14 protein-coding genes are annotated in these 13,992 nt (G+C 65.5%); 4 read left to right on the top strand and 10 right to left on the bottom strand.

The window, feature by feature from the left end; genetic code table 11:
- Positions 1–79: 79 nt before the first annotated feature.
- The 4 genes from AB0J29_RS27010 to AB0J29_RS26995 all read right to left on the bottom strand — a co-directional run bounded on the left by AB0J29_RS27010 (position 80) and on the right by AB0J29_RS26995 (position 3,544).
- Positions 80–1,246 carry an alpha/beta hydrolase gene (locus tag AB0J29_RS27010; protein WP_364792004.1) on the bottom strand — a complete coding sequence of 389 codons (1,167 nt, stop codon included), beginning with the start codon at positions 1,244–1,246 and terminating at the stop codon, positions 80–82.
- A gap of 206 nt (positions 1,247–1,452) precedes the next feature.
- Entirely contained in the window at positions 1,453–1,629 is a 177-nt protein-coding gene (locus AB0J29_RS27005) for an SRPBCC domain-containing protein (protein ID WP_364792001.1), read from the bottom strand.
- 92 nt (positions 1,630–1,721) lie between these two features.
- Positions 1,722–2,399: a dethiobiotin synthase gene (bioD, locus tag AB0J29_RS27000; protein WP_364791998.1), complete on the bottom strand. Its 678-nt coding sequence runs from the start codon at positions 2,397–2,399 to the stop codon at positions 1,722–1,724.
- A complete protein-coding gene (locus tag AB0J29_RS26995) occupies positions 2,396–3,544 on the bottom strand; it encodes an 8-amino-7-oxononanoate synthase (protein WP_364791995.1) in 1,149 nt (382 codons plus the stop codon). Before AB0J29_RS26995 ends, bioD begins: the two co-directional genes overlap by 4 nt.
- A 134-nt stretch (positions 3,545–3,678) precedes the next feature.
- Here AB0J29_RS26995 and AB0J29_RS26990 point away from each other — a divergent pair, with 134 nt between their 5' ends.
- A complete protein-coding gene (locus tag AB0J29_RS26990; RefSeq protein WP_364791992.1) occupies positions 3,679–3,999 on the top strand; it encodes a hypothetical protein in 321 nt (106 codons plus the stop codon).
- A gap of 8 nt (positions 4,000–4,007) precedes the next feature.
- Here the strand turns inward: AB0J29_RS26990 and AB0J29_RS26985 are convergent, their stop codons facing one another.
- On the bottom strand, positions 4,008–5,276 hold the full coding sequence (locus tag AB0J29_RS26985; RefSeq protein WP_364791989.1) for an adenosylmethionine--8-amino-7-oxononanoate transaminase: 1,269 nt from the start codon (positions 5,274–5,276) through the stop codon (positions 4,008–4,010).
- Positions 5,277–5,405: 129 nt separating this feature from the next.
- Positions 5,406–5,843, bottom strand: coding sequence for a MarR family winged helix-turn-helix transcriptional regulator (locus AB0J29_RS26980; RefSeq protein WP_364791986.1), 438 nt, complete (start codon positions 5,841–5,843; stop codon positions 5,406–5,408).
- Positions 5,844–5,873: 30 nt separating this feature from the next.
- Between AB0J29_RS26980 and AB0J29_RS26975 the strand changes: the two genes are divergently transcribed.
- Genes AB0J29_RS26975 through treY form a run of 3 tightly spaced genes read left to right on the top strand, consistent with a single transcriptional unit; the run spans position 5,874 to position 11,064 of the window.
- Positions 5,874–6,419 (top strand): cupin domain-containing protein, encoded by a 546-nt coding sequence (locus tag AB0J29_RS26975; protein WP_364791983.1) that lies wholly within the window; start codon positions 5,874–5,876, stop codon positions 6,417–6,419.
- Positions 6,420–6,478: 59 nt separating this feature from the next.
- Positions 6,479–8,599: a glycogen debranching protein GlgX gene (gene glgX / locus AB0J29_RS26970; protein ID WP_364791980.1), complete on the top strand. Its 2,121-nt coding sequence runs from the start codon at positions 6,479–6,481 to the stop codon at positions 8,597–8,599.
- A gap of 50 nt (positions 8,600–8,649) precedes the next feature.
- On the top strand, positions 8,650–11,064 hold the full coding sequence (gene treY / locus AB0J29_RS26965) for a malto-oligosyltrehalose synthase (protein WP_364792089.1): 2,415 nt from the start codon (positions 8,650–8,652) through the stop codon (positions 11,062–11,064).
- On the opposite strand, the gene AB0J29_RS26960 is transcribed toward treY, so the two are convergent.
- The 4 genes from AB0J29_RS26960 to AB0J29_RS26945 form a co-directional block, all read right to left on the bottom strand.
- Positions 11,050–12,234, bottom strand: coding sequence for a DUF2235 domain-containing protein (locus AB0J29_RS26960; RefSeq protein WP_364791977.1), 1,185 nt, complete (start codon positions 12,232–12,234; stop codon positions 11,050–11,052). The genes treY and AB0J29_RS26960 overlap by 15 nt on opposite strands.
- Before the next feature lie 129 nt (positions 12,235–12,363).
- Positions 12,364–13,182 (bottom strand): MspA family porin, encoded by an 819-nt coding sequence (locus tag AB0J29_RS26955; protein WP_364791974.1) that lies wholly within the window; start codon positions 13,180–13,182, stop codon positions 12,364–12,366.
- A gap of 381 nt (positions 13,183–13,563) precedes the next feature.
- Positions 13,564–13,704 carry a hypothetical protein gene (locus AB0J29_RS26950; RefSeq protein ID WP_364791970.1) on the bottom strand — a complete coding sequence of 47 codons (141 nt, stop codon included), beginning with the start codon at positions 13,702–13,704 and terminating at the stop codon, positions 13,564–13,566.
- Positions 13,705–13,708: 4 nt separating this feature from the next.
- Positions 13,709–13,924, bottom strand: a complete 216-nt coding sequence (locus AB0J29_RS26945; protein ID WP_364791967.1) for a hypothetical protein — start codon at positions 13,922–13,924, stop codon at positions 13,709–13,711.
- Positions 13,925–13,992 lie beyond the last annotated feature (68 nt).

Raw genomic sequence — 13,992 nt, 5'->3', positions numbered from 1 at the left:
ATACGAAACCGGCACGCATACGGTTTGTCTTAGGTTGATTCCAACTGTGTTCACCCACCCCCGCCGGCTGCCATCCTCCTCAGCGCGGTGCCGCCGCCGCGGACGTCGCGCGCACCTGTTCCTGGTATCGCTGGATGAACGGCACGATCTGCTGTTCGATGATCTGGTTGTAGGCATCGGGGCGCTGCATCGGATTGGCGTGCCCGGTATTTCGCGGCATGACGACGAGCAGTGAGCCGTCGACGCCACCGGCCCGCTCGATGAGCACCTGATGGGAGTACTCGACATCCACCACCCGGTCGTTATCCGGATCGCGCGGTCGGATGAAGACGATGGCCGGGCGCGGTGTGCCGTCGGCAGGCCGGGACAGCGCGCGCAGATCGTTGATGGCGCCGCCCGCCACGATCGCCAGGAACTGGGTTTCGATCAGGCCGTTGCTGGCCGCGTCGTGGGAGAAAACCTTCTCGCGCAACACTTCTTCGACGACATCGCGCAATGGCTCGAGCCGGATCCCGGGCAACCCCTTGGCCCCGCGATCGACGAATCGGTCACGGCGCGCGTAGGTTTCGACCGCCAACCGCAGGGTGCGGCTTTCCCGTGCCCCGGGCAGCCAGCCCATCCAGCGCACCATATCCTCGCCCGCACCGCGACTCTCCGGACGCACCGCAGTCAAATCCACCGGTGTGCAGTCCAGGATCACCCCCACCAACTGCCGATCGCTTTCCAGATGGATATGCCGCGCGACCTCGAGCGCGATGACCCCGCCCATACTGTGTCCGACCAGCACGATGTTCTTCAGCCCCGACATCTCGGCGGCGCGAATGATCAGATCCGCGATCACCTTGGTGTCGATACCTTGATTGTCGTATTTGATGGCCCAGACCACGCCCATGTCGCTGAGGGCGGGCAGTGCGGCCGCGGTATTGCTGGCATTGAGGCCGCCGAGTCCGACCATATCGACGACAACGGTGTCCCAGTCGCGATCGTGCACGGGGGTGGCGATCGGCAGGACGGCGGGTTCGGTGCGCGCGAGGCGATCGCGTTCCGGGGTGACGTCGTACACCCAGTACTGGGCGAACACGACGAGCCCAGCGAGCAATACCAAGGCGACCCGCAGCAGCGCCAACCTGGTACGGCGCAACGTCTGCCACCCGTGCCCGAGACGAGTTTCCCGAAGCCGGGCCGTCCGTCGCGCGTCGTCCCAGTCCGAGACGGTGGACGGGTGCCGATCGTCCAACGGCGACACCTTTTCCACTCTAGGTACGGTTCCCGAGTGCTGCCAGGCAACCCGATAGCGGCAGTCGGCCCGAGCAGATCCGCGAACAGCTCGAGCGCTGGAATACACTGCCCGCCAACAGCATTGAGCCGTACGCGGACGCTGGGGGTCGGTAGGTGCTATCCGGGCAGTTCGCCGGTTTCGGCCAGGGTGGCGAGCTTGCCGAGTGAGATGCGTCAGCCGAGTTCGTTCTGGTCGGGCGGGACGCCCTCGGGCAGTCCGTCGTGCACAGCGCTGATCCGGGTGCCGCCGTCGGCGTCGACGAGGTCGATGGTGATGGTCATTTCGCCGGTTATCGAGGAATTGTCGGTCTCGAATTCGACGAGCTGAACCACCTGCTCATCGGGGACCAAACGCCTCGCCTACGGCGCTTTCACATGCCAGCTCATCCGAGTGGAAGCCACGGGTCGAACGATAGTCGTTCCGAGCCCGATTCAGCAGAGAACTACCGGCCCAGCACGGCCCAACCGGGAGTGAACCACCTGGGTGCGGCAGCGCAGAAGCGCTCACGATCCCACGCACCCGCACCCGCGGGCACCGCCCCGACCAATTCGACTCCGGTAACCCGCGGCAGATCAGCGCGATTGCACTGCTCGGCCAGCCCGGCATCATCGGGCCAGGAGCCGATCACCAGCCCCGCACAGCGGACGCCGGCAGATGACAGTGCGCGCGTGGTCAATTCGCTGTGGTTGAGGGTCCCGAGCCCGGCCGCCGCGACCACGACCACCGGGGCGTCGAGCTTCTGCGCCAGCTCGAGCAGCGTGAATTCGCCGAGTCGGACCAGCAATCCGCCCGCCCCTTCCACCAAGGTCAGATCCGCCTCGGCGAGCGAGTCGATGGCAGCGGCGGTTTCGCTCAGCGTCAACAGCGGCTGCCCGCACCGAAGCGCGGCGGTATCCGCCGCCAACGGATCGGGATATCGGGCGATCTCGAGCGTTCTCGTCACACCGGTGAGGCGTTCGACTTCGGCAAGATCGCCGGGTTCACCTGGCGCCACACCGGTTTGGGCCGGTTTGCACACGGCCACCGACCGACCGGCGGCCAGCGCGGCCGCGGCGAGCGCGGCGGTGACGACGGTCTTGCCGACATCGGTCGACGTACCGGTCACGAACAGCACACTCATGCGATCACCAAGCCACGCGCCTGCGCGAGCACCTCGGTGAGAACCGTTGCGATGGTGGTGAGTTCGTTGGAAGTCAGATTCGCCCGCGCGGTGAGCCGCAGCCGCGAGGTCCCCTCCGGCACCGATGGCGGACGGAAGCAACCCACCTCCAGCCCGCGCGCGCGACAGGCTTGCGCGGCGTCATGGGCACGCTGGGCGTCGCCAAGCACCACGGACACCACCGCCGAATCCGGTTCCGCCACACCGGCGATGCGTGCGATATCGGCCGCCCGCTCCAACACCCGACCCGCCATCGCGGGCTCCTGACGCAACAACCGCAGCGCCGCCCGCGCCGCACCGACCGCGGCGGGCGCGAGCCCGGTATCGAAGATGAATGTGCGTGCCGCATCGATCAGATGTGCACGGACCCGCTCGCTGGCCAACACCACACCGCCCTGTGCGGCAAAGGCTTTCGACAGGGTCGCGGTGACAACGAGATCCGGTTCCCGGGCCAAACCGACCTCGTGCACCAGCCCGCGCCCACCCGCACCGCGCACACCGAGCCCGTGCGCCTCATCCACGATCAGTACCGCACCATTGGCCCGGGTGACCCGGTGCAACTCGGCCAGCGGCGCCAGATCACCATCGGCGCTGAACACCGAATCGGTAAGCACCAGTGCCCGTTCCTCGGTCCGCTCGGCCAGCAACCGCTCGACCGCCTGCACATCGCAATGCGCGGCGATCGCTACGCGCGAGCGCGACAGCCGGCAGGCATCCACCAGCGAAGCATGACTGCCCGCATCGGAGACGATCAGCGCATCCCGCCCGGCGAGCGCGGTCACCACGCCGAGATTGGCGGCATAACCGGAGGCGAAGACCAAACCGGCCTCGGCACCGACGAATTCGGCGAGTTCGGTCTCGAGCTGCTCGTGTTCGGCGGTGGTCCCGGTGACGAGCCGGGATCCGGTCGATCCGGCACCCCAACGTCGCACGGCGTCGATCGCGCCCTCGATCACCTCCGGATGATGGACCAGCCCGAGGTAGTCATTGGATGCGAGGTCGATCGACAGCGACTGGGCCGCGCGTGGCCGCAGCTCGCGGCGCAATCCCACGCGCACACGCTCGGCAGCGCGTTCGTCAAGCCAGCCCAACGGATCGGTAATCACAGCTCCGCAGCATACTTGAACACCGTTCAAGCCGCATGTGCGGGGGTGAGTGCTGGTACCGTGGAAACCAATCGTTGAAGGTTCGCCACCGACCAACGGTGGCGCGGCATTTCCGCCAAAGGGAGCAGGGCCGAATGCCACGGTGGGCGATAGTCGTCGAAGAGACAACAGGTTCCGGTGATCACAAGCGTTGGTCGCCGCGAGTACTCGCGGAGGTCGTCGGCACTCGCGAGCAAGCACTGACCAAATTGCGTTCGCTCGTGCCCACATTCACCCCGCAGCATCCGAGACTGCCGGGTCGCCGGATCCTGCTGCGCGACGGCGACACCTATCTGCTGATCGCCTGCGGCTGGGCCGACGACTACCACTACGTCTTCCGGGTCTGGGAGATCGTCTCCGACACCGACCGCCCCGAAAGTGCGGGCAGCGAGCACAACGCCCGCAAACGTGCCTGATTCCTGCATTACGCCCGAGCGGCGGCGACCATACCGGCGGTGATGCGTTCGATGTCCTCGGTCGTGCTGATAAAGGGCGGCATGGTGTAGATCAGATCGCGGAAGGGGCGCAGCCAGACGCCCGCTTCGACGGCGGCGTGGGTGGCCTTGCGCATATCTACCGGATGATCGAGTTGCACAACGCCGATCGCCCCGAGCACCCGCACGTCCGCCACCCCGGGCAGCGAACGCGCCGGGGCCAGACCGGCTTCCAGTTCCGATTCGATCCGGGTCACCTCGGCGCGCCAATCCCGTTGCAACAGCAGCTCGATCGAGGCCACCGCGACCGCGCACGCCAGCGGGTTACCCATGAAGGTCGGGCCGTGCATGAGTCCGCCGTGCTCCGCGCTGATGGTCGCCGCGATCCGGGAGGTACAGAGAGCGGCCGCCAAGGTCAGATACCCGCCGGTGAGCGACTTGCCGACACACAGCACATCCGGACTCACCCCGACATGATCGGCCGCGAAAAGCGTTCCGGTGCGGCCGAATCCGGTCGCGATCTCATCGAAGATCAACAGCACTCCGTACTCGTCGCTCAGGCGCCGCAGGTCGGTCAGATACTGCGGATCGTGCCAGCGCATCCCACCCGCGCCCTGCACGACCGGCTCCACGATGACGGCCGCGAGTTCGTCGGCATGCGCGGCCAGCAGCCGTTCGAACTCGGCCACATATTCGTCCGAATATTCGCGCGGCGGCGCGGGGGCGAAGATCTGCTCCGCGAGCACATCGGTCCACAGCGCATGCATGCCACCCTGCGGATCGCACACGCTCATCGGCGTGAAGGTATCGCCGTGATATCCGCCGCGCCAGGTGAGCAGCCGCCGCTTCGCCGGCTTACCCATCGCGCGCCAGTACTGCAGGCACATCTTCGTCGCGACCTCGACCGATACCGAACCGGAGTCGCACAGGAATACCTTGTCCAGACCGGCGGGCGTCAGCTCGACGAGCAACGCGGCCAATCGGGCAGCCGGTTCATGGGTGAGCCCGCCGAACATCACATGACTCATCCGCTGCGACTGCGCCACCAGCGCGGCATCCAATACCGGATGCCGATAACCGTGGATGGCGGCCCACCACGAACTCATCCCGTCGACCAATTCCCGACCGTCGGCGAGGGTCAGCCGGGTTCCGGAAGCACCGGAAACCACCAGCGGTTCGGTCGTCGCGGGAAAGCCGCCGTAGGGATGCCAGACATGTTCGGCGTCGATGGCGGTGATCTCGTCGGGGGTCAATGCCACAGGATTCCTCGCGGTCGCGACGGGCCCGGCCAACCGGGGCTTGAACGGTGTTCAAGTTACCACTCGAGCTGCGCGCGCACGATCCCGGTCGAAGTCCACCCGCATGCGCACCTCGACCGGGCGGTGAATTCAGTCGATCAGTGCCCCGTGCACGCGGCTCAGCGATCGCCGCAGATCAGCTAACGCGCGCTCGCCGAGAGCGGCCTCCAGCTTCCGCTCGAGCTGCCTGATCCGCGCCGCCGCCACGCCGAGCGCCGCATGCCCCTCGGCGGTCAGCACGACGAGCCGCGCCCGCCGATCACCCGGGTCGACCTGCCGCTCCACATATCCGCATCGCTCCATATGCGTCACCAATTCCCCCATCGACTGCTGCGTCATGCCCGCCTCCTCGGCCAGCGCACTGATCCGCGAACCCTCCGGCGCCAGGTAGCGGAACACCGCGTAGTGCGCCGGGCGCAGGTCGTCGCGCAGCGCCGCCCGCAGTTCCCGATTCAGCTCGCGTTCGAAGGCGTGCGTCGCCTGACCGAGCAGCTTCAACAACGTGGTGCGCGGTTCAACTGTTGACACATTACAAAGGATACCTTTATATCTGGAGATATGCGCGACACACTCACCTTTCGTAACGGCCACCGCATCACCCTCGTCGCACGCGGCGCGGACGAGCGCGGCCCCTACCTGCGGCTGGAACATCAACTGCCGGAAGCGGACCGGCAGGCGGGCCCGCATTGGCATCCGGTGCTCAGCGAATCGTGGACCCTGCGGCACGGTCGGCTCCGCTTCAAGATCGATGGCACGGAAATCGTGGTGCATCCGGGCGATTCGCTCACCGCACCCCCGCGCGCGGTACACGAGTTCTGGAGTGAGGCGCCCGATACCGTCTTCGAGCATGAGATCCGCCCGCCGCTGCGGCACTGGGAGATGTTCCAGCTGTGGCACAACCTCGATGCCACGCACAAGACCACCGTGCGCTCACGGATGCCACGCAACCCGTTGGCGCTGGCATTGCTGTGGGATTACCAGGACGGCTACCTCGCGGGCATCCCGGTCTGGTTGCAGCATGCGGTAATCGGCGGACTCGCCCGGCTGGCCACCCGGATCGGCTACCCGCGGCGCTGGCTCGAAACCGGCCCCGACCAGGACTGACTCGCCCGGCGGCAACCACCCACACGGACTGCGATCCGGCTGGCGCTAGTGTTTTTGACATGGCTCAGCCCGACGCAGCGACCGGTGAGGTGACACCCCTCGGTGTCTGGCCGGGCACCGCCTACCCACTGGGCGCGACCTACGACGGCGCAGGCACCAATTTCTCGGTGTTCTCCGAGGTTGCCGACACGGTCGAACTCTGCCTTATCGCCAGGGACGGCACCGAAACCAGAGTGCCGCTGGAAGAGGTCGACACCTACGTCTGGCACGCCTATCTCCCGACCATCGGACCTGGCCAGCGCTACGGTTTCCGGGTGCACGGACCCTACGATCCCGAGCACGGATTGCGCTGCGATCCAAGTAAATTGCTGCTCGATCCCTATGGCAAGGCGTTCGACGGCGAATTCGACAACGACTCCTCGCTCTACACCTATGGCCAGGATTCGCTGGGGCACACCATGACCGGCGTGGTGATCAACCCGTTCTTCGACTGGGGCGCCGACCGTCCACCGAATCGGCCTTACCACGAGACGGTCATCTACGAGGCGCACGTCAAGGGCATGACGATGACGCATCCGGATATTCCGGAGGAATTGCGGGGCACCTACGCCGGCATCGCGCATCCGGCGATCGTGGAACATCTGAAGGGACTCGGCATTACCGCGATCGAGCTGATGCCGGTGCACCAATTCCTGCACGACCGTGTCCTCTTGGATCAGGGCCTGCGAAACTATTGGGGCTACAACAGCTTCGGCTACTTGGCGCCGCACAACGAATACGCGGCCAGCCCGCGCGGCGGCGCGGCGGTGACAGAATTCAAGGCGATGGTGCGCGCACTGCATGCCGAGGGCATCGAGGTCATCCTCGATGTGGTCTACAACCATACCGGCGAGGGCAATCATTACGGGCCGACCCTGGCCTTCCGTGGTATCGACAATGCCGCCTACTACCGCCTGGCCGACGAGGACCCGTCGCACTATATGGACTACACCGGCACCGGTAACAGCCTGAACGTGCGCCATCCGCATACGCTGCAGCTGATCATGGACTCGCTGCGCTACTGGATCCTGGATATGCACGTCGACGGCTTCCGCTTCGACCTCGCCGCCACCCTGGCCCGGGAACTGCACGATGTGGACCGGCTCTCGACCTTCTTCGATCTGGTGCAACAGGATCCGGTAGTCAGTCAAGTGAAGCTCATCGCGGAGCCATGGGATGTCGGCGAGGGCGGCTACCAGGTCGGCAACTTCCCCGGCCTGTGGACCGAATGGAATGGCAAGTACCGCGACACCGTTCGCGACTACTGGCGCGGTGAACCCGCCACTCTCGGCGAATTCGCCTCCCGGCTCACCGGCTCCTCGGATCTGTACGAGGCCACCGGGCGCAGGCCGAGCGCGAGCATCAACTTCATCACCGCACACGACGGCTTCACCCTGCGGGATCTGGTGTCCTACAACGAGAAGCACAACGCGGCCAATGGCGAGGGCAATCGCGACGGCGAGAGCTACAACCGGTCATGGAACTGCGGGGTGGAGGGCCCCACCGACGATCCAGACATACTCGCGCTGCGCGCCAAGCAGAGTCGCAATCTGCTGGCCACGCTGGTGCTCAGTCAGGGCACCCCGATGCTCGCGCACGGCGACGAGATGGGCCGCACCCAGCAGGGCAATAACAATGTCTACTGCCAGGATTCACCGCTGGCCTGGATGGATTGGTCGCTGAGGCACACGAATTCGGACCTGTTCGAATTCACCAAGCGAGTGATCGCATTGCGCACCGCGCACCCGATATTCCGCCGCCGCCGCTTCCTGGCGGGCCGGCCGATCCGTTCGAAAGATCATGCCCACGATATCGCCTGGTTCACCCCAGCGGGTGAGGAGATGACCCCAGCCGACTGGGACAGCGGTTTCGGCAAGTCGCTGACGGTATATCTCAACGGCCTCGGCATCAACGAACCCGGCCCGCGCGGCGAGCACATTACCGACGATTCGTTCCTGCTGTGCTTCAACGCCCACGACAGCGGCCTCGACTTCGCACTGCCCGATCCGGTTTACGGTGCCGAATGGGCTGTCGCGCTGGATTGTTCGGTACCCGACGGCCGCGCCGACGTCACCTATCCTGCGGCGAGCATCATCGCCGTTCCCGCCCGATGTCTGCTCGTCCTCCACTGCCCCGCATAACCGAAACGCCGATGACCGAGACGCCGAAGATCGAGACGCGCAAGTCCGATATGCAGACCCACCACACCGACCCCATCGCCCGTGGCCGCAAGCCGGCCCGGCCGACAGCGGTCCGCAGCACCTACCGACTCCAGCTGCGCCCCGACGCGTTGACCTTCACCGATGCCCGCGTAATCGCGGAATACTTACAGCAGCTGGGCATTTCGCATCTGTACCTGTCGCCGATCCTGACCGCGGCGGTCGGTTCGACGCACGGTTACGACGTCACCGATCCCACCACGGTGTCGGCGGCTCTCGGTGGCCCGGCCGGACTCAAGGCGCTCGCGGACGAAGTGCGCAGCCGCGGTATGGGTTTGATCATCGATCTGGTGCCCAACCACGTCGGCGTGGCCGATCCCCGGCAGAACCCGTGGTGGTGGGATGTGCTGCGCAACGGCCGCGGTTCGCAGTTCGCGCATTTCTTCGATATCGACTGGAGTGCGGGCAATGGCGCGGGCGGTCGGTTGGCGCTGCCGGTGCTGCAGAGCGAAAACGATCCGGCCGCACTGACGGTGGACCGATCCGGTTCGGAACCGATGCTGGCACTGCACGATCTGCGCTTCCCGATCGCGGCGGGCACCGACGGCGACAACGCGTTGCGCATCCACGATAAGCAGCACTACCGGCTGGTCAGCTGGAAGGCGGGGCTGTGCACCTACCGGCGGTTCTTCGCGGTCAGCAGCCTGGCCGCGGTGCGCCAGGAGGATCCCGAGGTCTTCGAGATGACGCACCGCGAACTGGCCGCGTGGTGCGAACACGACCTGATCGACGGTGTCCGGGTCGACCATCCGGACGGATTGTCTTATCCCACAGCATATTTGACGAAGTTGCGCCGGCTCATCGGCCCGCGCCGGCTACTACTTGTGGAAAAGATCCTCGCCAATCGCGAACCGCTGGACGCGACGCTGCCGGTCGACGGCACCACAGGCTACGACGCCCTGTCCGACTACGGCGGCGTACTGATCGACCCCGACGGCGAACAGACGCTGACCGAACTGTCGCGCAAAATCGCCGGGCATGGCAGCGACCGCGCCTGGATCGGCGAAACCGAACACCGGATCAAACGCGCGGTGGCGGAGAACATTCTGGCCCCGGAGATCCGGCGCTTGGTCGTCGCGATCAAGCGCGATGCGCACGCCGAAAGCTTCGACACCATGGCATTGACCAATGCCACCATCGAGGTGCTGGCCTTCATGCCGGTATATCGGGTCGATTACGCACCGCTGGCGGGTATGACCGGTGCGGTGGTCGCCGAGGTGGAGAAGCGCAACAGCGAACTGACGGTGCCACTGAGTGTGCTGGTAAGGGCGTTGGCGACCGATGGCGAGGCGGGCGTTCGATTCAGTCAGGTCTGTGGTGCGATCACCGCCAAAGCCGTCGAGGACACCATGTTCTATCAGGCGGCGCGGCTGGTATCGCTGCAGGAGGTGGGCGGCAATCCGGCCCGATTCGGCCACTCGCTCAACGAATTCCACTTGTCCAATAGCGAGCGCGCACAACGCTGGCCCGCCACCATGACCACGCTGTCGACGCACGACACCAAGCGCGGTGAGGATGTGCGGGCCCGGATCGGAGTGCTGTCCCAGGCCGCGGATACCTGGGCGCGTGCTGTCGAATCCTGGCAGGAAATCACGCCCGGTCCCGACGGTGCGACGGCATTGTTCCTGTTGCAGAACATGTTCGGCGTCTGGCCCGCCGACGGCCGTCCAGCCTCCTCGGTGGCCGGACTGCGCGAGCGACTGCATGTCTTCGCGGAGAAGGCGATTCGCGAGGCCGGTGTCCACACCTCCTGGGAGGAACCGGATGCCGAATTCGAGGCGAAGGTGCACGGTTGGCTGGATGCGGTGATCGACGGACCGGTCGGCTCCGAAATCGGTGATCTAGTACACGAACTCGCCCCGCACGCCTGGTCGGATTCGCTGTCGCAGAAACTGCTGCAGCTGTGCGGGCCCGGAATTCCCGACATCTATCAGGGCTGCGAGCTGTGGGAGGACACGCTCGTCGATCCGGACAACCGACGCCCGGTGGACTTCGCGGCCCGTGCCGGACTACTGCAATCACTCACCGGCACACCGGCTCTGGATACCACCGGCGCGGCGAAGATGTGGATTGTCGCCTATGCGCTGTGGTTGCGCCGCGAACGCCCGGACTGTTTCGTCGGCGGCGCCTATCTGCCGCTGTTCGCCACCGGCGAGCAGGAGAGCAGGCTGGTCGCCTATGCGCGCGGCCGGGCCGCCGAGACACCCGAGGTGATCGTGGCCGCCACCCGACACAGCCTCGCCCTGACCGAAACCGGATGGGGCGATACCACTTTGGAGCTGCCGCAGGGCAATTGGACCGATCGGCTGACCGGCCACACCTTCCAGGGCCGGGCCCGATTGGAAAAGCTCTTCGCCCGGCTGCCGGTGGCGCTACTGGTGCGCTGAGGGCTCCTCGGGCGTCATCGCCGTTACCGTGCCGGTCTTCTCGATCAACGTCTCGGGCACCACCCCGTCGTTATCCTTCAGCCAGCGACGCAGATTCGTCGGCCGGTAGTCCGCGGCGTCGTGCACGGTGGAGGCCAGGCGGACGCCGCGGTCCCCGTCGGTGTACAGCCGCCGCCAGGAGTCCCAGTAGAACCGCGGGTTGCGCGGCCGGCGAATGGTGCGCAGCACGTTGAGGATTCGGTATGCGATGCCGAGCGAGCGGTGCAATTCCATATGCTTCACGCCCGCGGCCGCGCACCGCTGGGACAGCCCCTCCAGCCGGTCGTCGTCGAAGACGAGCCCGACCGCCTCGGCCTGGTCGATCATCCAGCGCAGCGTGATGTCGGAGAGTCCGCATTCCTGGTAGCCGCCGCCGATATCGCTGTGCACGCCCTCGAACCAGACCTGCTTCACCCGGTCGTAGTCCCGGGAGTACTGCACATCCGGCTCGTTCGGCACTTCCCAGAGGCACGGTTCGAAGTTGCGCCGCCGCTCATCGAGTGCGAGCGCGTGCCGCGCGCAGTAGACATTGCGCCCGAGCTTCACATCGTGGAACCGGTGCCGCAGCGAGGTCAGCCCGGGTACGCCGAGGGCGCCGACGGTATCGAAGACTCCGATGAAGTCGATCTTGGCCGGAACGTCCCAGCAGTACTGCTTGCGGAACTCGATCCACTCCCGCGGCTCCTTCGGATCCGGATTCTCCGGGGTCCGCCGCGGCGCGCGCTGATGGTGAATCCGCAATGCCTGCGGGTACTTTCCCTCGATCATCGCATCGGGGGTCATGATCCCAATGCGGCCGATCAGGCCGGCCAGGCTACGCGCGGTGAACGCACCACGGCTGAAGCCGAAGATGTAGATCTCATCCCCCGGTTGCCAGTTCAGTGCCAGATGCCAGTACGCCGAGGACAGATTCGCCTCGAGTCCGAGTCCGAACGCACCACCCATCAAGCGGTCGGCCAGGAAACCGCGGGCGCCGGGCCCGGAAACGTAGCTGACCCACTGTTGGATCGGCTCCCCCGACGGTCCCGGCGCCTGGTACCGGATCGTCTGCGCGATCTTGATGATATTCGACACCGTGTTGCTCGATTCGGCCTTCCAGGTGCCGTCGCAGCAGACCACCAGTCGTTTCATGGGTAAAGCCTCCGCCCCGATTACCGTCGAAACCCGCATACTCGACTACCCGGATCATCGACCGTCCAATCGGGGACGTTAATGGAAAGACGGGCGCTGGACGCGATTTTCGCGAGTATCCTGGCGCGGCTACAACCAGGTGGGGTCACCGAAGACCGCACCCGAATCGTCGACCTCGGGCGAGGTGGCATAGACATAGGCGAATTGCCGCAGGGTAACCGGGCCGGTGCAGGTATCGACCTTGATGTGGAAGTCCCGGACGACGATCTGGATGAGCTTGCCGGGGATCATCTCCTTCTCCGCCAGCTCAACCTCCGCGACCTCACCCGCCTGGAGGTTCAGCGTGACCACCGGGTTGGGATTGACCAAGATGGGGACGTTGTTCACGTTGTTCCCGTTCCCGTTATTTCCATTCCCATTGTTCCCGTTCCCGTTGCCCCCGTTCCCGTTGTTCCAGTTCGCATTGGGCCAGTTGGGCCAGTTGGGGCGGTTAGGGTAATTGGGGAAATTGGGAAAATTAGGCTGATTGGGGTAATTGTTCCCGTTGGGGCCATTGGGTCCAACAGGCCCATTGGGTCCATTGGGTCCATTGAGGGGTATAGGGATGATCAAGTCGGGAGTCGCGCCGAGGGTGCCCGTACCGATCGTCACGGCACAGCCGACGTGGTAGCCGACCTTCAGCTTGCCTGTGGCCGCCGCATTGATCTGACCGTAGGCGGTAGTGGTGACGAAAGCCTCGCGGGTAGTGCCCACCATGTTCAGCGGCGCGATCCGGTTGATGGTCTCGTCCCTGCTGCCCACCATGATGTCGCCACCGATCGGCGATGCGAAGCTCTTCTCATGCGACGGCATCGAGATGACTTCGGCCTGCGCGGACGCCATCGATGACATTGCGACGCCCAGGACACTGCCGACTACAAGCGCAACCTTCGTCAGCTTCGAGGGCATATCCGCACTGTAGTAGCACGTGGCTATGAAAATGGGGTGTGACACGGCCTCCTGTCCGATCGAGCAGCGTCGTCGGCAACGGGTTACGGTAGGCAGACGCTCGATGAAAGAGAAGCCGAACAAGCACAGATCGATCGACTTCTCGAGCAGGCGCGGGCGGGCCGCGGTGGGCGATCGTGGTGCCTGCAACGTGATGCGCTATGCGGTGCGTCCGGCCAGGCGCAGCATGATCCGGCGGATCGGATGAGTCACCGCACTCGTCGAGCGCTGCCCGGCTCCGACCAGACCGGAAGCCGAGGCGGAGAGCCACTTTCACGTCGCGCTGGAACGCGGCGGGTATCCCTTCGAACAGGTCGGAACCCCACTGCTTTCGGTGAACGGTTAGGGCGCAACCGTCGAAAGTCCGAGGCGCGCAACCAACTTCAGCCCGCCCTGGAAACCTTCGACCATCTCGATGCCGCACCGCGAGCCGAACGCACCCGCCCCGACCTCATCCTCGACGTCGCCTAGCTCTGGTGCCATCCGACTACGTTCGGTGGCTCGCGCCAACCTGGCCGACGACCCAACGGCCTGCCCCGACCCCGGCGGCGACCAGCACCGCCACCTGCAGCGACCCGGTGATCAGCGCGAGGACAACGCACATGACCAGCCCTAGGGCGATCGCCTCGAGTTTGTACATCGGCCACGCGCTCCCGGCGATATCTACCGTCGCGGGACGGGTCGGAAGGGGGACCACTGCCATGTAGTCAGGGTACACGGATCATGAAGTTCGGGCTACCTAACATTTGTAGCGGGAACAGCGGCGGATGC

Source organism: Nocardia sp. NPDC049707 (assembly GCF_040674855.1).
Classification (GTDB): Bacteria; Actinomycetota; Actinomycetes; order Mycobacteriales; family Mycobacteriaceae; genus Nocardia.
The sequence above is the reverse complement of the archived record's forward strand: the minus strand, read 5'-3'. Positions and strand labels throughout refer to the sequence as shown.